The following is a 17,763-nucleotide window of genomic DNA, read 5'->3' as shown; positions in this document are numbered from 1 at the left end:
AGGAACAGCGATTGCTGTTCCAATTTCGGCAAGCTATTTATTCAGTCGGTCTAGGCCCCGCATCAAGACCGGAACTTTCTGCTGTTAGGATGGGGCGAACAGTTAGGTCTTCCGTAATACGAATCTGACAAGATAAACGTAAATTATCTTCAATGACTCCCTCGATCCCCTTAGTCTGAAACGCCTCTTTTTCAATTACGGTAAGATCACAGTAGTTACCTGCGAGTATTTCTACTCTACAGGTTGTACATTTTGCCTGTCCTCCACAGCGATGAAGAATATGTATGCCTTGATCCTCCAATGCCAGCACCAGCTTTTTTCCTTCTTCCACTTCAAAGGTTCCATGTCCTAAAACGTTTATATAAGGCATTTTTTCTCCCCCAAACTAAAAGTATTGTACAGTTGCTAAAAAACCTCTAACATAGTTATGACCTGAAGCGGATAAAAAAAGACATATCTTTATCAATAATAGAGACCTGAACGTTATGGAATAAATAAGCATATGGTGGCTGTTTTTTACCTTCTTCCCGAAAAGGTGGGATAAAGACTCTTCCGATAAATTCCTCCTCGTTACATAAAGTTTGGGTGCTTCCTTATGCAAGAAAGCCGTCAAAGCAAATATAATAATCGACGTTGTATATCGATAATTAATGGAAAGGATTCAAATCTCGGAGCTTTCGGATGGTCGATCCTCCACCTCTTGTCATGAATTTACCACTTATTGTCAACGCGATTACCATTGAAGTAATGTCAACAAAAATAGATTTTGAGAAATTAATAAAAGTCTAATTTCTCAACATTTTTACCGAGGAATTAGACTAATTGGTATTCAACAATCTTCTTGAAAAATTAACATGACCTCTTTTAACTAAGGTTGCGGTGTAAGAAAGCCCTTTAATGAAAAAGCGTACTTGTCCATTGTTACTAATTAAGATGATGGTTTCGATATAACAACTTGGTTCATTAATAGTAGAAGTGGTGGATTAATCCATTAAAAATTGCAATCTGTACTCACATTAATTCGTGTTTTTTATAAGGTAACGCTTGGAAAACGCAAATTTAACATCAACAAAAATCCATATTATGAATAGACATGTTTAAATACCCAATTTTTAAAGGATTGATATTCTTGTTCTTTTAATGGCTCCGGGTAAGACATTAATACAAGTGAAACCGGACTTTGCTCTTTTGCGAGTGCTGGCTGAAAATACCCCCACTGACTAAGGATAAAACCATTCCGTTCATAAAAACTAGCTCGTCTTTTTTCAATCTCTCCCTCTGGTGGTTCGATTTCAAGCACGATAGGTTTTTTCTGCTGCTTAAGAAATACTTGGAGTAGTTTCGACCCTAAGCCACCATTTCGAAAGCTCGCTTTAACAGCAAAATGCTCTAGGAAGATAAAATGTGGGCCTTTCCATGCGGCAAAAAAAGCAGCAAGCTCATGATCTTTTTTATAAACATAAATTTGATAGTTAGGATGAGAAAGTAATGCACGTTGTGTTTGGTAGGGCCTATATTCATCACTAGGAAAAGACTCTTCAATTAATTGATAAAGATCTTCAAATTGTTCTTCTTGTAAAATCGTTAGCATATGATTCTCCTTGACCTATTATCTTGTTGTTTTTCATGGAACTTCATTGTTATAGTCTAGCGTGACGTGCAATTATTTTTCTAAGTACTTATCTTCAGTTTCACTCCATTCTAAAGAGTGTTTAACGAATGCCTTCATTGCATTTGATTGATTTAATCGGCTACGGATGGCAAGAGCAGTTGTGTGCTTAACCGTTGTCTCTAGTCGTACTATGGCAATATCGGTTTGGTTAGAAAACTTGGCTTCTCGCAATGTGATTAACGAAACTCCTAATCCCTCTTCAACTAGTCCTGCAATGATATCAATTTGACTGCTTTCATATGTAATTTTGGGTGTAAAGCCTGCTTTTTTACAAGCATCCATACAAATTTGATACAGTGTACTCGCTTGATTTATAAAGATAAAGTTTTGATTTGCAGCTTCAGATAGGTTAATCGAGCGTTTCTTGGCAAACGGGTGAGATTTGTGGGTAATTAAAACCACTTCATCTTCAATCATCGGATAAGTTGTAAATGTATTTAAAGGATTCATATCAACAGGAAGAGCAATAATAGCCATATCTAATTTTGATTGCTTGAGAAGATCGATCAGTTCATTTGTCAATTTCTCTTTAATTTCTAACTGAATTCCTGGATATTTTTTTTGAAAAGAGGTAAAAAGTGAAATGAGTCCCCTACTGCTATAAACAGGAATAGTACCTATTGAAAGACTCCCATGTTCAATTAAGGTGAATTCCTTCATTGCAGACATCATATTTTCATATTCGGCAATAATGCGGCTGGCATATTTTGAAAACTCTTGACCAGCAGCCGTCAGTTTAACGTTTCGCGTCGTGCGATCAAACAGTTGAACCCCGCCCAGTTCTTCTTCCACTTTTTTTAAGCGTTTGGATAATGAAGACTGTGATATCGAGACTTCATAAGATGCATTCGTTAAATGTTGATGTTTTACAACTGCCATTACATATTTTAATTGTTCAATATCCATAATCTAAATCCCCTCCTATTTATTCCATATTGGAATGAATAACGTGTTAATCGGAATTGTTTATACCATTTATATAAGGTAAATTAACTTTAGAAGCAGTTATCATTACACTTCTTTGCAACTGTATACCCGATCAAATGATTGTAAATCTACGAAAATATAATTAAACAGATAAATCTTTAATTACAAAAGGGAGAGGGTTAAATGATTCGTTATAAAAAATTAGGTTATGTTGTGTTAAATGTAACAGATCTTGATAAATCAGTTAAGTTTTATGAGGATATTGTTGGAATGCAATTTGTTGAACGCCAAGGTGAAATTGTATTCTTAAGAAGCAGTAGAGACCATCATAATTTGATTCTTGAACAAGCACAAGAAGCAGGTTTGAAGAGAGTTGCTTATGAACTTGAAAAAGCTGATCAATTTCAAGGTGTTTTCGATTATTTAACAGAAAAAGGTTTAGATCCAGTAGAATTAAGCGCAAAAGAAACACAAAGTTTGGCTCAAGGTAGAACATTGCGATTTAAAGATCCGCATTTAGGCGTAACCTATGAATTCTATGTTGAAATGATGCAAATGGGGTCACCATTTGTTCCTAAAAAAGCAAGAATCACTAGATTTTTACATGTTGTATATGAAACAAATAAATTTGATGAGCTATTAGACTTTTTCACTAATACTTTACACTTCAGGGTATCCGATTTCTCTGGTAGAGAAACGGCATGGGCATGGTTAAGAGCGTTCCCTTCACCCTATCACCATGACTTTGCCCTTACGAAAGGTTCTGAAAATAAATTGAATCATCTTGCTTACCAAGCTGAAAGGGTTGATGATATTGGTATTCAAGTGAATCGATTGAATGATGCAAATGTTCCCATTCTTTTCGGACCAGGAAAACATCATCCATCTAGCAGTATTTTCCTTTACTTTGCTGATCCTGATGGCTTAACGCTTGAATATAGCCAAGGGATGGAGGAATTCCCGGAAGAAGGAGCAAGGGAACCACGTCGCTTGGAACCAAGTAAGATCACACTTGATGAATGGGGAGGAACTCCGGAGCCTGGTTGGGGGAAACATGGTAAGTTGATCATTGAGGATCATGAAAAGGTCAATCAATAAAAGTAAAACCTCCATCAATGGGGGTTTTCTTTCCCCCCACTGATGGTTAGTCACGCAGAGCCTGATTGATTTATTAAGGGCTAAAGCCAAAAAATAAATCTAATTTCACCATTCAGAGTTTTACAGGCAGTTAATCCCCCACCTAGCTTCTTTTTAGAATTTAAAGGTGAATGTCTTCCTGCCTGTTAAGCCTGATTAATGGTAGTAAAGGGATACGAAACCACTCAAGTACCTTATAAAATAACAAGATAAACAGTTAATGATTGTAAAAATATAAAATGGCTGCCAAAGATTACTAGACAGGCTTTTTGTGAAATTTAATTACCCGTTATTTTAATAACTGATTAACTTTGTTTTCGTCTTCTAAATATTCTTGTATAAGTTTTCTAAGTTCATCCTCGTTTTGGACCTTGCTTAATTCTTTACCATACCATTCTTGTAGATTTTCTCTCTTAATTGTATATTCACGGATATCGGAATCAAATGTTACCCAATCAACATTTTTAACTAATGTAAATAAAATTGTTGCATTGGATATCACTGTTTTTTTGTACTCTTGCTCTGATCCTATCCAATCATAAATTAAGGTTATTCAATACGGTTCTTCATTTGTTTTAAGTTCAAAACCGTTTAAATGCTCTGCACCTGATATTTTGATTAGCAATGTTTCCTATTGTACTGTTATCACCAACGAACGAATCTTTAAATTGAAAAATATCATTCTTTATATTTGTGTCAAATGAATTACACCCATTTTAAAAAAGCATTACCAATAGTGATAAGAGCAAAAACTTAATCATTTTTCTCAATTTTATTCTTCCCCTTTATAAACTACGCACTATATAAACATACCATAAAACCCAAACACTTTGTTAAAGTATTCTGCCCCGTTTGTTCAATAAGGAATTTAACAAGAAAGGCGGTTGACTGCCTGGATCAACGCACCTTAAAATTCAAGTGTAATATTTCACTATTCTAATAATAGTAAACTAAATTAAACAATTCATAATCAATGACAATGCTTAAGAATATCAAACCAATTCCACAAAAGTCCGTTAACCCTACTTGGTCTAAAGAATGTCATCCTTCTTTGTAATCAATCATTTCCTTGATATAGTTAGTGTCCATTTCATCAATTTTAAAATATTCTACTTGGTCCCAGCTTTCTCCACTACGTTCAGCAATTATGGCACCTTCATTAGTGAACCATACTCTAGAATCGATTAACCCAACCGATAGCTTTGGGTTCAGCACCAAAATAAAAATATCTGGATTTTCCACATCAATAACCACGTTCTCCATCTTCTCTATCTTCTCTTTCTGTAAGTATATCATTATGAAGTTGTGAACAATGGTTGGATTTTTCGTATCTGTGAAAATAGTAGGGTAATCAATTTCATTTGGATTAACACTATTTTGATACCCTATTCTTATTTCCCCTAAGGCCTCCCTATTATTGATACCAGTAAAATAACCGCCCAAAAATATAAGAATAGCAATTAGGATAACAATAATTATTTTTATTGTTCTTTTCAAATGAATCCTCCTTAGCACTTTTAACAGAAACAGGATTAAAATCTTGTTTAACAATAATTTCCGTATGGCACTTTATTTTTTCCTAAATTTCTAACCAGTCTAATTAGCTAATACAATAGTATCCAAGGCAGAATGAACTTTGTAGCCCACTTTATTTAATAATAAGCGATATACGATGTGTTTATGACCACAAATTGCTGTGTTTGTATTGTACTCTTTATATTTTTCCAACAATGTACACAGGCCTGAGCCTGCATATTTATAATTAAGATGTGCATCAACACTTGTTGCTTTTACTAATTTATTATTCATTAATACATAATAACCTTCTTACATCAACCTGCCCACTTTAATCCCATAATTATAAAAAGCTGCGGTTGCAGCTTTTTATGGTTCTATTTAAGTCCCACTTGATAACTCGACATCCCTGTATCCTCTCCGAAGACTTAGAAATGTCGATACAGTGGTCACTTTGACTGTTTAAAGATGGATATATAGTTTTTCACTTCTGTTCTACTCTTTCGGTTCAATCATTTTCGCCGGATCCACAAATTGATCGAATTGCTCTTCTGTCAGTAAGCCTGTTTTCAACGCTGCTTCTTTTAATGTAAGGCCTTCTTTATGCGCGAGTTTCGCAATTTTAGCCGCATTTTCATAGCCGATATGGGGATTTAATGCGGTTACCAGCATTAACGAATTTTGCAGGTTATATTGTATTTTTTCATGAATTGGCTCAATGCCGACAGCGCATTTATCATTAAAGGCGGTTATCGAATCTGCCAATAGTCTTGTTGACTGGAGAAGATTATAAATGATCACCGGCTTAAATACATTTAACTCAAAATTTCCCTGACTTGCGGCAAAGCCGATTGTTGCATCATTGCCCATGACTTGGGTGACAACCATTGTTAATGCTTCACTTTGTGTTGGATTTACCTTCCCTGGCATGATTGAGCTTCCCGGTTCATTTGCCGGAATCGAAATTTCACCAAGACCGCTGCGCGGACCGCTTGAAAGCCAGCGAACATCGTTGGCAATTTTCATCAAATCTGCCGCAAGTGCTTTTAATGCACCGTGTGTATATACCACTTCGTCATGGCTGGTTAAGGCATGAAATTTGTTGGGTGCTGACGTAAATATTTTTCCAGTAAACTGGCTAATTTCTTGTGCTGTTAAATCGCCGAACTTTGGATGAGCGTTAATCCCTGTGCCGACAGCCGTGCCGCCGATGGCAATTTCCTTCATATATTGAACACTTTCCTGAATCATTTGACCATCCTTTTCAAGCATACGCTGCCACCCGCTTATTTCCTGTCCTAAAGTTAACGGTGTCGCATCTTGTAAGTGGGTACGGCCAATTTTAATAATATCCTTGAATTGTTCGGCTTTTTGTTTGAACGTTTCTTTTAATTTTCCTAACGCAGGCAACAACTCGTCTTCAATCGCAATAACCCCTGCAATATGAAGGGCTGTTGGAAAGGTGTCGTTGGAGCTTTGTGACATATTGACATCGTCATTAGGATGAAGACGATCTTTATTTCCTGCGCCTTCAAGGATTTGATTGCCCCGGTTTGCAATGACTTCATTCACATTCATATTTGATTGTGTGCCGCTTCCTGTTTGCCATACAACAAGGGGGAAATGTTCATCCCATTTCCCTTCTATTATTTCGTCTGCCGCTTGAACAATCGCCTCCGCTTTCGCTTTTGATAATTTGCCAAGCTTCTGATTGCTGATCGCAGCACTTTTCTTTAAAATAGCAAATGCCCGAACGACTTCAATCGGCATCATTTCAGTACCAATCGGAAAGTTTTCTTTGCTGCGCTGTGTTTGCGCTCCCCATAGCTTATCCACTGGAACTTTGATTTCACCAAGCGTATCTTTTTCAATTCTATGGTTCATTCCACTTCCTCCTTCACCCGCTATTGTCCATTCTCACTTTACTAAAACATGCATACCCCTATCGTGCTAATGGATGGTAGTTTAAATAAAGTTATTCCATTTAATAGTAAGGATGCCTTTACAATATAGCCACTTAAAACTATTGATTTTCTTCAATGAATGAACTTTTAATGTCCTTGACTAATTGATTGTGGTATTCCATTGCTATCTTTTCGTCCTCAATCATATTTTTTCTTTGAACAAATACGAACTTACCACATTTCTTTGCGGCGAATTCAATCCATGGCACAATAATTTTCTCCTTTTATATCCTTATCGCTTATTTCTACACCTTTTATCCTCCAAAAACAAAGCTAGTATCTAGTTAATTAAAGTATTCAATTTTCCTTGGTATTTTTCCTCCGTTAAATGGCCCTTAAATGAAAAATGAGCGCTATCCTTTTTTGAGGATAGCGCCCCCTAATTGAATATCGAATGGGATTTGGGGGTACACTACACTAGGAACAGATCCCTTAAATTTGTCGTTCAACCACATTATGAAATGATTAGGACGGATCTCTAGTTCCCTTAATATTTACCATAAAAAATTTGGAAAACATTTAAGAATCGTCCCCTTGTTTATTTGCTGTCTAACCCTGTCTTATGCTTATTTTTTATATTGAATGGTATAAACATCTTTACGTCGGTCCTTTAATTGACGAACGGTCCCATTTTGGCGTTGTCTTCGTAAAATTTCTAAATCAACATCGCCAATGACCACCATTTCAATATTGGGGTTACATTGTCCAACAATTCCGTCCCTAGCAAATTCAAAATCTGACGGTGCAAAAATCGCTGATTGAGCATATTGAATATCCATATTTTCGGTTTCTGGTAAATTTCCAACTGTTCCGGCAATGACCGTATAAATTTGATTTTCAACTGCTCTCGCTTGTGCACAATATCGGACCCTTAGGTAGCCTTGGCGATCTTCCGTATTAAACGGCGTAAAAATAATATTTGCTCCTTTATCGGTTGCAATTCGCGCAAGTTCAGGAAATTCGATATCATAACAAATCTGAATCGCAATTTTCCCGCAATCTGTATCAAATACCTTAACCGTCTCTCCTTGACTAATGCCCCACCATTTTCTTTCATTCGGTGTAATATGAAGCTTATATTGCTTTTCAATTGTTCCATCTCTGCGGAATAAATACGCAATATTATAGATTTTTTCTTTTTCTTCTACAAAATGCGAACCACCAATAATATTTACATTATATTTCACCGCTAACTCGGTAAACAAATTAATATATTCCTCTGTAAATAGTGTCAAGCTCTGTACAGCTTTACTTGGAATCTTTTCATTTGAAATCGACATTAGTTGTGTTGTAAATAATTCCGGAAAGACAGCAAAATCAGATCCTGCATCAGAAGCCACGTCTGTGTAATACTCCACCTGTTTTGCAAACTCTTCAAATGATGAAATCTTTTTCATTTTATATTGAACCACACATATTCTAACGGGGAAGGATGTTTTGAAGTACCGCTTTGTTTTCGATTGAAAATCAACATTATTCCATTCCATTAAGGTCGCATATTTGCGAGAGGCCTTATCATCCGGTAAATAATTTGGATTAATTCTCATAAGGGTAAACTCATTTAATAACTGAAAGGATAAGACAGGATCATAAATTTTATGAAGTCTCACTTGGTCTACATATTGGCGGGGTGACATCTCATCTGCATATTTATGATAGTTAGGGATACGCCCACCAATAATAATGCTTTTTAGATTTAACAATCTTGCTAGCTCTCTTCGTGCTTCATACAGTCGATGACCTATTTTCAGGCTTCTATAATCCGGATGGACCATAACCTCAATTCCGTATAAATTATAACCATCAGGATTATGATTTGTGATATATCCATTGTCGGTAATATCATCCCAAGTATGTCGATCATCGTACTCATCAAAATTGACAATTAAACTTGAACAAGAGCCAATAATCTTCCCTTCAAATTCAGCACAAATCTGTCCTTCTGGAAAATGCTCAAGGTGACTTTCTAAATGCTCTCTATTCCAAGGAACCATCCCGGGAAAACAAAGCGATTGTAACTGGATGATGTCATCAATATCTTTATACTCAATACTTCGTATCTCAATTTTCTTCTCGAATTTAGAAAGATCTAGTTTATCTGACATTATGTACACTCCTTTAATAATTCCTTTATACCCGAATTACAAGGTACCAAACCTTATCAGAAAGCTGTTCAATGCAAGGTACCGTTGATTCTAAGGGTCCGTTTGTGGAAGACGAACCTTATTGAAAATCAATCAAATGTTTATAACAACTTGAACATTTTCGTTTTCAAAACTATGCTTTTTATCTTTTCATCAAAAGTTTGATTTGGTAAACAACCTGTCATTTTTTGGTAAATTATATTTTTCGTCATTCAACGGTCAAAACCATTTCAGCGACGGTCCGCTGTTTTGGCTGTAAACATTTCAATGATTTCAAGACTGTACAATATATTCTGTAGTCCTTGATTTGTTTATTCACCAAGTCAATAAGCTCATATAACTATTTACATATCGAGTAAGTAGTTATATAAGCTACTCTTTCATTGAATACATTTTAAAACCGCTCTTTATATAAAGTTTTCAGCGGCCTCGTTCGGTTCTGATGTTTCACCCATATCACGATTGGGCAACAAGTGAAACGCGAGAACCGTCCCCATGTTTCATTGACACTTGGCCAGAACCAGCCCTATGTTTCATTATAAATTGAAATTATCTGGGTCTGGACCATTTCTGTGGTTAGTATTCATGGAATCGATTGTGTTCATATCTTCTTTCGTTAGTTCAAAATCAAAGATATCTGCATTTTCAATGATTCGTTGTTTTTTGACGGATTTAGGGATCGTCACAATGCCACATTGTAAATTCCAGCGGAGGATGATTTGGGCAACTGATTTATTATATTTAGCTGCAAGTTCTTTTAATGTTGGTTCTTCTAGCATTCTGCCACGACCCAATGGTGACCATGCTTCTAATTGAATTTGATGTTCTTGACAGTAGCTCAGTAATTCTTTTTGAGTTAATCGAGGATGGCATTCCACCTGATTCACCATAGGGGCAATTTCAGCATCTGCTAATAAATCCTCTAAATGATGAATTTGGAAGTTACAAACCCCAATTGCTCGGACCTTGCCTTCCTTATATAAAGTTTCCAGCGCCTTCCATGTTTCCTTATATTTTTCTTTAACCGGCCAATGAATCAAGTACAAATCAATATAATCTAGATCTAGCTTTTTCAAACTTTCATTAAAAGCAGCTAGAGTAGAATCATAACCTTGATCGGAGTTCCAAACCTTTGTCGTGATAAATAATTGTTCACGAGGAACTTCAACTTCTTTAATCGCTTGTCCAACGCTTTCCTCATTTCTGTAGAAAGCTGCTGTATCGATGCTGCGATATCCAGCCTTTATCGCTTCTTTAACCGCATCGATCGTTTCTTGTCCTTCTTCAGATAAATAGACCCCAAGCCCAAACCAAGGCATTTTTACTCCATTATGTAGGGTGGTTATATCCTGTAAACTTTTAACCAATCAAATCGTCTCCTATTTTAAAAATATCTGTAATTCCAAAAACTAATTCTAATTAAGTATACCATTGAATTAATTTTTTCTTAAAACGATAAAGTAAACTTTCAGCCATTAGATAAAACAATCAGGCTCTGCTTGACTAACCGACAGTCAGTGGAAGGATGGAAAAAACACTGATTGATGGAAGTTTCTCTTTATTTAGCTTATCCTCTTTATCGATTAAACCAGATTTAATAGTTGGGATCCTACAATTAAAACCTGAATCGGCATTATAAAAAAGTCCACACAGCCTGGCATCCAATTATCATCATGCCCCTTTTTCCCATTGTCATCTTTTCTCTTGTTGTCCGCCATTTACATCACCCATTCATACAGTTAATAATATACCTACTTCTCGTTTAACCTAGCTACTCTCTCTAGTGCCTTTGTCTTTCAAGCTCTTCTCTGACTCTATCAACCTCGTTTGCAGCGTTTTCCAATTCCCTAATGATGTTATAAAGGTGATCTGTGAAACAAGGGACGGTACTCATGTTTCAAAAGGAAATTTTGAAACGCGAGAACCGTCCCCATGTTTCCTTTTGAGGCAGGCAATAAGGGATAATAGGATGATGAATGCTTCCCATAGAAGAACAAATAGTAGAAGAAGATTACCGGCGCTTTCACTCCAGCTGGAACTGTTGATATTGAAGCATAAAATGACGATTAATAACGCTAGATTACTTTTCCAAAAGAATGACAATCCTCGTTTAAAAGAAATTCGATCTTCCTCTTGTTTAGGTTTACTGGAAGTTTTCTTCAAAGCGGGGGTTTCATCTTGAAAAAAATCATTATAAATCTTCTGTAATACATATATATACTTACTTACACTATTGCTCCTTAGAAAGATTTGATCATTGATAGATTCTTCGTAATCTAGATGCCAAATATAGTCCTCACCCTGAACAAAAAGCAGCACCAAATCTTCTTGCATGGTACTTCTTTCGTTAGTTCTCTTTTTAAAAACAATCTTGGAAACTTGTTGATTATTTCTTTTAAAATCACCTAGAAATTGACGGTTTTGGATTTCAATTTTTTCATCATTCATCATTTCATGCAAATCGGCAGGACTCATGTAATGGAGGTGATCATACATATCGTTGGATATCTCTATGTTAATCTTCACAGGATCCTCTTCAGCTGTAGGGTTGAGTCCATAAAATTCACAAATAACATCATTCAAATCCTTGAATGAAGGACACGTAGTAAACTCGTAATGTCCATTATGTATATATTCAAGAATGCCTCCTCCCCCTTGTTGATTAGGGTAAAACAGCAGGAATTGATCCTTATTTTCAAGTTTGATCATTTTGCTGGCTCCTAATACGGTCTTTACTATTTGTCCTAGTGAATCCGAGATGTTTGTTTCTGGATGGGTTTTATTTATCTGTTGTATTTGTTTTTTTGAGAAATTACTTTCTTTGGCAAATTCCTTTGCTCTTTTTACTGATCCTGAATGAGCAAGAACTGCTATAAAATCATGTGCAGAAATACGAATCCTTTGGCCTTGTTCCATATCCGTTTCTCCTCCAACTAGCTTAGTAGATGATTAAGTGTCATTAATTAGAAAAAAATCCCCCCCACCAATACTCCTGTTAAAAATAATAAAACAAAAAAGAGTAAACTCCCTAATTTATTCAATATAAAAGGGAGCCTGCTTAACACATCCTGAACGTAATAATTTACACCAGATGTGAAGATAGCAGTATACTTAGAGAAATATCCAGAAATACTTTTTGGTTCTTCAAACACGTTTACTTCATATAAAACCATGACTAGACGCTGAACAAAGATTGAAAAGAAAGCAAATATCGCATTTGTCAACATCATCACTGCAATATAAGAGCTCGGAATATAGATGTTAATTCCTGCATGCATAAATGCAACAAATGTCCAAAAAACGACAGCCAATGCTAAACCAATATTTTTTTTCATAAATTTTACCTTTCGTAGTCGATTAAAGCTCATCATAGAAAAGGGCTATAGCACGCTTAATTGCTATACTCTTCTACACTAGATTTCTTAAATTCTATCATAAACACGATGCCAAACAAAGTTCGTGGGACAAAGGGTTATCGTCCCAGTAACATAGAAATACTTATCCATTCAGCAGCATCTGGAGTACGGAATTCTGAACTTGTCGATAAGAAAATATTGAGCAATAAAAAATTATTCAATTGTCCTTCGTTTGGAGACTCCTTGCAACTTCATGGGATGTTGTTTAGATTGGCTAGCCTTTCGCCTGGCTTTTTCGCTAAGAAATAAAACGACAAAGAAGTTGGCGAAAGATAAAATGTTTTTTCACCAACTTCTTTATTTTTAAGAGAGAAATTTGAGGATTGGCTATTATGTTCCGAAAGGTCTTACTGTAAGTTACTTTTTTGTTGGAATTATTCCAATAGACCCTCTCCTTTCAACTGAGTTTATACACGCTTCACAGCACATGTCGTCAACTTCATCAAAAAAAGTCCAATCCCTCCGTTTAGTCCGGAGGAATTAGACTACTTATCTACAACAATCAAAAAGTGTTTCATTTTAGGAACCTAGGTTTATTTTGTCTAATTAGATTGTGCTTTTCTTAGCATTATTCCGTTTGCAACAATTCCAATAAAACCAGTAATTGCGAAAACATGGGCTACAAACATAGGTGCTTGAGAAAGTGATTCAGTAAGCATTCTAAACATACCAATAGCAAAAACAAGAAAACTACCAATCAGGGCAATAATTATTCGCGTTTTATTTTTCACTTTTTAGCACTCCTTTTCGTTATACTTTTCCATAAACAACCTATTTTCTTAATAATGAAATTATTAATGTATTACATATGATTGACACCCTTTTTGCACGCTTCTCTTGTTTATTGCTTCGTGCTGTAACTTTTTCATTTCAATTAACTCCAAGTTCTTTTCTTTTAACAAATACCAACTTATTAGGTCGACCTATTTACTCTTCAATTCATGAAGAAAGACACTTTCCTGATCTCCCACAAGTAGTCGATTTATTCAAAAGGAAATCGCTAGAGGGAATCTAGTTTCAAACATAAATATGATAAGATGGTAGTAGCGTTTGGTTTATTGGGAATAAGATGAATAGAGTAATAAAATACTGCTTTTGATGGAGGACATTTTTCTATATTTTACCGTATGTTTTACCCATTAAATATAAGGAGGGATAGATAAGGTTTGAAACGAATTCGCCTGTTTTTCATTCTATGCTTGTTCTTGGGCTTTTTATTTATGATGCTTCCCGTGGATAGCTCTGCTAAAGGGGAAGTTGTTTATGTTGTACCGATTGAAGAAACAGTGGAAAAGGGATTGTACGCCTTTTTGAAAAGGGCTGTTGAAACGGCTGAACAAAATCATGCTGACGCCATTATATTTGAAATTCATACACCTGGTGGAGCAGTAGATGCGGCGGCTGATATTGGCAAGTTGCTAACCTCCACCCCGATCAAGACAGTTGCTTTTATTAATAACCAAGCGTTATCTGCTGGTGCCTATATTTCACTGAATATGGATGAAATTTATATGGTAAAAGGAGGAACGATGGGATCGGCTGCCATTATTGATGTGCAGGGGAATACAGCTGGAAAGAAAGCAGAATCCTATTGGTTTGCCGAAATGAAAAACGCAGCCAAGCATGCTGATCGGGATCCTATTTATGCATTGGCAATGGCAGACGAAAGTGTCGATTTACCCGAGTATGGAGCCGAAAAAGGAAAATTATTAACACTAACCTCTGAGCAGGCTTTAGAAGTTAATTATGCGGAAGGAATTGTTAATAATTTTGATGAGTTGCTCGATCTACTAGGCTATTCCGACGCGGAAGTACGTCCACTTGAGGTAAGCTTTGCCGAAAAAATTGCCCGCTTTATTACAAATCCAATTGTTTATTCGATCTTACTGACGATTGGCAGCGTGGGGATTGTCATGGAACTATTCTCACCAGGTTTCGGTATTCCAGGATTTATCGGATTGTCTGCACTGCTTCTATTCTTTTTTGGACATCTCATCGCAGGGCTTACGGGTTTTGAATCACTAATTTTATTTATCATCGGATTGGGTCTCATCCTATTAGAGTTTGTTATCTCTGGAGGCATTGCGGGGATTCTCGGTTTTATAGCCGTTATCGCTAGTTTGTTTATGGCATCTGATAATGCTGTTCATATGGGAATCTCTCTTCTCATCGCCTTTACAGCTTCTATTGTCCTATCTATTTTATTAATAAAGGTGTTTGGGAAAAGGTTGCGGCTGTTCCAAAAGATCACGTTAACCGAATCCACGAATACAGAAAGCGGTTATATCTCGAATAAAAGCCGTTTAGAATTAATTGGAATGGAAGGCTATACGGTTACAGACATGCGTCCAGCTGGAACCATACTCGTTGAAAACGAACGAATCGATGCGGTCAGTGAAGGTGCCTTTATTCGTAAAGGAGCCAAAATCAGAGTGGTAAAGGCTGAAGGTTCGCGAATTGTCGTAAGAGAAATATAACCTCGCTCACACTTACGGGGAAGATGCATGATCTTCTTCCCCGTTATTAATTTAGGATAGGGACATTGGGGCTGGTTTTCTGCTCCATTAGCAAACGGGAATGATTTCAAATTTCAAGCTTAGATTCAGTTCCCTCGATCGTATTCCCTGTTTATTTTTCACCTTTTAAATCGCCACAGCTTTTTTCTCCAACTCTTACCCTTTTAACTTAAGTGCAACTCTTCATAAACTCCTTGTATATACCCCATCTTTCCCATAAGCATAAAGAAACTTACCACGCATGAACACAGGTCCATTTATGCGTTTGCCGTTTGTATCTGTTAATTGCAATTTTTCTTTTGGAGTAATTGTACGATTTCTAATTCGAAAACGCTTTAGTGAATACAGATCAATTTGACCAATTAATCCTGCTTGGTCAATTATGAATTGTTGAAAGGAATCATTCCCTTCAACCCGATAACGAATAGACTCCTTCATTTCCTTTAGTTGGACGAGATTTAAATCGTCATAATAGTAAAAATACACTTCATTTGAACTTACAACATTCAATCCGTAGCAATCACAAATTTCATAATCACGAGCACTCCATAACTTACTCCCATTCATTGTGTAGGCAATAAGGCCATCACTCCCAATAGGCTGTTCCCATCCGAAATTACCAAAAATACCCTCATCAAAATAACTTACCCAAATTGTATTGGTTTCATCAATTTGAACCTGGCTTATCCCATCGCCAAGTGTAAATGCTTCAATTAATTCCCCATTACTATTGTATCTTCTGGCATTTCTTTCAATGTAATGACCATCCTTACGACAACGGGATTGTACAATTAGCAATGAGCCGTCGGAAAATACATCTACTTCACTCGGTATAAGAGGAACGTTTTTTAAATTAATTGTTTCTATCGTTTCACCTTTAATCATTCGAATGGTCCAGTTGTTCTTCGGAATAGGACGTTGAAAAAAATCTATCTCCTTTAAGCTGCTTTCAATTAGCAGTAACACCCCATCCTTTGTTATTTGTCCACCAACGAAATTCAAGTTTGAGGAATATTCCATCCACTTTTTCATGACTAATTTTTCTATTGCTATCACCCTAATCTAAAATATAAAATTTAATATAAATTTTACCATAAATATACAAAACCCTTATTAAAGTATGCTGTCCTATCGGAACCCTTCTGTTTTAGGTTTCAGCAGGCTCCAGCCGACCCATGATACAAAGTCTGCAGTCAGATACCCAGCCATGAATTCCTGAACTGTTATTTAGAACCTTGTCACGGTCATATCTCATTCCTTACATCATAAAATTTATAAGGACCAATAATATACGTTCCTCGATTCTTGAATTTCATAGGATTGAATGACATTTATGATTGATCATAATGGAGGGAAAAAGATGAGGAAATATGGTTCGTCTTCTGGCAGGGTTACATTGATTCAGGATTATCCTACAGGTGCAGAGGAAGAAGGAAGAGGATGCTTTAAATTAATGTCCTTACTAAGTAATGATGGTTTAATCGTGAACTTTGTCATTAGTCCAACAACCTATTTTCTAAACCATGTCATCGTTTCAGTGGGGGATTATGTAACTGGTTTTTACGATGCCAATGTTCCTGTCATTCTTATTTATCCGCCACAATATCAAGCCCTCGTCGTTGCAAAATATAACCCTTACCAAAATGTAAAGGTAGACTATTTTAATCGCGAGCTAGTTAGTAGCGATGGTCAACTACATTTGAATATTTCTCGTGATACTCCAATATTATTGCAAAACAATCAACCCTTCACATTGTATCCTGCAAACCGAAACCTACTAGTTGAATATAGTTTTTCCACATTTAGCATTCCAGCCCAAACCACTCCCAATAGAATCATTGTTTTGTGCTAGTAGCATTGGGAGAAACATGGGGACGGTACACGAAGCCACTGAAAAAGAATGCATTTGACACTCTTAGTCTTTTATTCTACCCTACCCCAACATGAACCGCTCTTATTTCTTCATAACGCCTATTAAACGTTATTATTTCACATAAGGCATTTATAACGGGTGAGGCACCATTCAATTCGTGAACTGCACCCTAATTGTTAGACCAACTAACAATTGGAGATGCAGTTTTTATGACTAAAAAATATTCATTTGAAACTCAACGAGCAGCTGTTCAATATTACATAAATGAATCTGATGCTAATAGAGTTACTGCTAAAAAGTTCATATAGCTAAAACAGTATTACATCGTTAGGTAAAAAGTTTTGGATTACATGGTGTAAAAGGGTTGAATGAGGAAACTTATAGAAAATATTCTTTAGAGTTTAAAATGGACGTACTGAGTTATATGGACAAAACTGGAGCGTCCATCGAATGGCTGCTTCGGTATATAATGTTTGTAGCTCTACATCAGTTGGTAAGTGAGAAGATATTCAAGAAGATAAAGAAGAAAAATTTTGCAGTAATTGATGGATCATAAGAGAGGAGAAATGTTCTCTCTTATGATCCATCTTGTTAGAACT

At 36.1% G+C, this 17,763-nt stretch carries 17 protein-coding genes; 3 read left to right on the top strand and 14 right to left on the bottom strand.

Annotated elements, in window-relative coordinates; translation table 11 throughout:
• Positions 1-37: 37 nt before the first annotated feature.
• The 3 genes from R4Z10_RS09320 to R4Z10_RS09310 form a co-directional block, all read right to left on the bottom strand.
• A complete protein-coding gene (locus R4Z10_RS09320) occupies positions 38-370 on the bottom strand; it encodes a 2Fe-2S iron-sulfur cluster-binding protein (protein ID WP_338472897.1) in 333 nt (110 codons plus the stop codon).
• A 711-nt stretch (positions 371-1,081) separates the two neighbouring features.
• On the bottom strand, positions 1,082-1,591 hold the full coding sequence (locus R4Z10_RS09315; protein WP_338472896.1) for a GNAT family N-acetyltransferase: 510 nt from the start codon (positions 1,589-1,591) through the stop codon (positions 1,082-1,084).
• A 72-nt stretch (positions 1,592-1,663) separates the two neighbouring features.
• Complete coding sequence (locus R4Z10_RS09310) at positions 1,664-2,578, bottom strand: LysR family transcriptional regulator (RefSeq protein WP_338472895.1); 915 nt, start codon at positions 2,576-2,578, stop codon at positions 1,664-1,666.
• 204 nt (positions 2,579-2,782) lie between these two features.
• On the opposite strand from R4Z10_RS09310, the gene R4Z10_RS09305 reads away from it, so the two are divergent.
• Complete coding sequence (locus tag R4Z10_RS09305; protein ID WP_338472894.1) at positions 2,783-3,697, top strand: VOC family protein; 915 nt, start codon at positions 2,783-2,785, stop codon at positions 3,695-3,697.
• Between the two features lie 328 nt (positions 3,698-4,025).
• Here R4Z10_RS09305 and R4Z10_RS09300 read toward each other — a convergent pair whose 3' ends face one another.
• From R4Z10_RS09300 to R4Z10_RS09255, 10 genes are all read right to left on the bottom strand, one after another.
• On the bottom strand, positions 4,026-4,238 hold the full coding sequence (locus tag R4Z10_RS09300) for a hypothetical protein (protein ID WP_338472893.1): 213 nt from the start codon (positions 4,236-4,238) through the stop codon (positions 4,026-4,028).
• Positions 4,239-4,777: 539 nt separating this feature from the next.
• Positions 4,778-5,233, bottom strand: a complete 456-nt coding sequence (locus tag R4Z10_RS09295) for a hypothetical protein (protein ID WP_338472892.1) — start codon at positions 5,231-5,233, stop codon at positions 4,778-4,780.
• A 99-nt stretch (positions 5,234-5,332) separates the two neighbouring features.
• Positions 5,333-5,545 carry a hypothetical protein gene (locus R4Z10_RS09290; RefSeq protein ID WP_338472891.1) on the bottom strand — a complete coding sequence of 71 codons (213 nt, stop codon included), beginning with the start codon at positions 5,543-5,545 and terminating at the stop codon, positions 5,333-5,335.
• Between the two features lie 201 nt (positions 5,546-5,746).
• On the bottom strand, positions 5,747-7,135 hold the full coding sequence (fumC, locus tag R4Z10_RS09285) for a class II fumarate hydratase (RefSeq protein ID WP_338472890.1): 1,389 nt from the start codon (positions 7,133-7,135) through the stop codon (positions 5,747-5,749).
• Positions 7,136-7,274: 139 nt separating this feature from the next.
• Positions 7,275-7,424: a hypothetical protein gene (locus tag R4Z10_RS09280; RefSeq protein WP_338472889.1), complete on the bottom strand. Its 150-nt coding sequence runs from the start codon at positions 7,422-7,424 to the stop codon at positions 7,275-7,277.
• A gap of 357 nt (positions 7,425-7,781) precedes the next feature.
• Positions 7,782-9,320: a GNAT family N-acetyltransferase gene (locus R4Z10_RS09275; protein WP_338472888.1), complete on the bottom strand. Its 1,539-nt coding sequence runs from the start codon at positions 9,318-9,320 to the stop codon at positions 7,782-7,784.
• Positions 9,321-9,895: 575 nt separating this feature from the next.
• A complete protein-coding gene (locus R4Z10_RS09270; protein WP_338473204.1) occupies positions 9,896-10,678 on the bottom strand; it encodes an aldo/keto reductase in 783 nt (260 codons plus the stop codon).
• A 571-nt stretch (positions 10,679-11,249) separates the two neighbouring features.
• Positions 11,250-12,275, bottom strand: coding sequence for a hypothetical protein (locus tag R4Z10_RS09265; protein WP_338472887.1), 1,026 nt, complete (start codon positions 12,273-12,275; stop codon positions 11,250-11,252).
• 47 nt (positions 12,276-12,322) lie between these two features.
• Positions 12,323-12,694 (bottom strand): hypothetical protein, encoded by a 372-nt coding sequence (locus R4Z10_RS09260; protein WP_338472886.1) that lies wholly within the window; start codon positions 12,692-12,694, stop codon positions 12,323-12,325.
• 623 nt (positions 12,695-13,317) lie between these two features.
• Positions 13,318-13,506 (bottom strand): hypothetical protein, encoded by a 189-nt coding sequence (locus tag R4Z10_RS09255; RefSeq protein WP_338472885.1) that lies wholly within the window; start codon positions 13,504-13,506, stop codon positions 13,318-13,320.
• Between the two features lie 492 nt (positions 13,507-13,998).
• Between R4Z10_RS09255 and R4Z10_RS09250 the strand changes: the two genes are divergently transcribed.
• On the top strand, positions 13,999-15,252 hold the full coding sequence (locus R4Z10_RS09250) for a nodulation protein NfeD (protein WP_338472884.1): 1,254 nt from the start codon (positions 13,999-14,001) through the stop codon (positions 15,250-15,252).
• A gap of 222 nt (positions 15,253-15,474) precedes the next feature.
• Here the strand turns inward: R4Z10_RS09250 and R4Z10_RS09245 are convergent, their stop codons facing one another.
• Positions 15,475-16,347 (bottom strand): hypothetical protein, encoded by an 873-nt coding sequence (locus R4Z10_RS09245; protein WP_338472883.1) that lies wholly within the window; start codon positions 16,345-16,347, stop codon positions 15,475-15,477.
• A gap of 304 nt (positions 16,348-16,651) precedes the next feature.
• Between R4Z10_RS09245 and R4Z10_RS09240 the strand changes: the two genes are divergently transcribed.
• A complete protein-coding gene (locus tag R4Z10_RS09240; protein WP_338472882.1) occupies positions 16,652-17,143 on the top strand; it encodes a hypothetical protein in 492 nt (163 codons plus the stop codon).
• The last annotated feature ends 620 nt before the right edge of the window (positions 17,144-17,763 follow it).

Origin of the sequence: Niallia sp. XMNu-256, from assembly GCF_036670015.1 — a bacterium.
In the GTDB taxonomy this organism is placed as follows: Bacteria; Bacillota; Bacilli; order Bacillales; family Cytobacillaceae; genus Bacillus_BD.
Note: the sequence above shows the minus strand (reverse complement) of the source record. Positions and strands in the feature narration are given on the sequence as shown.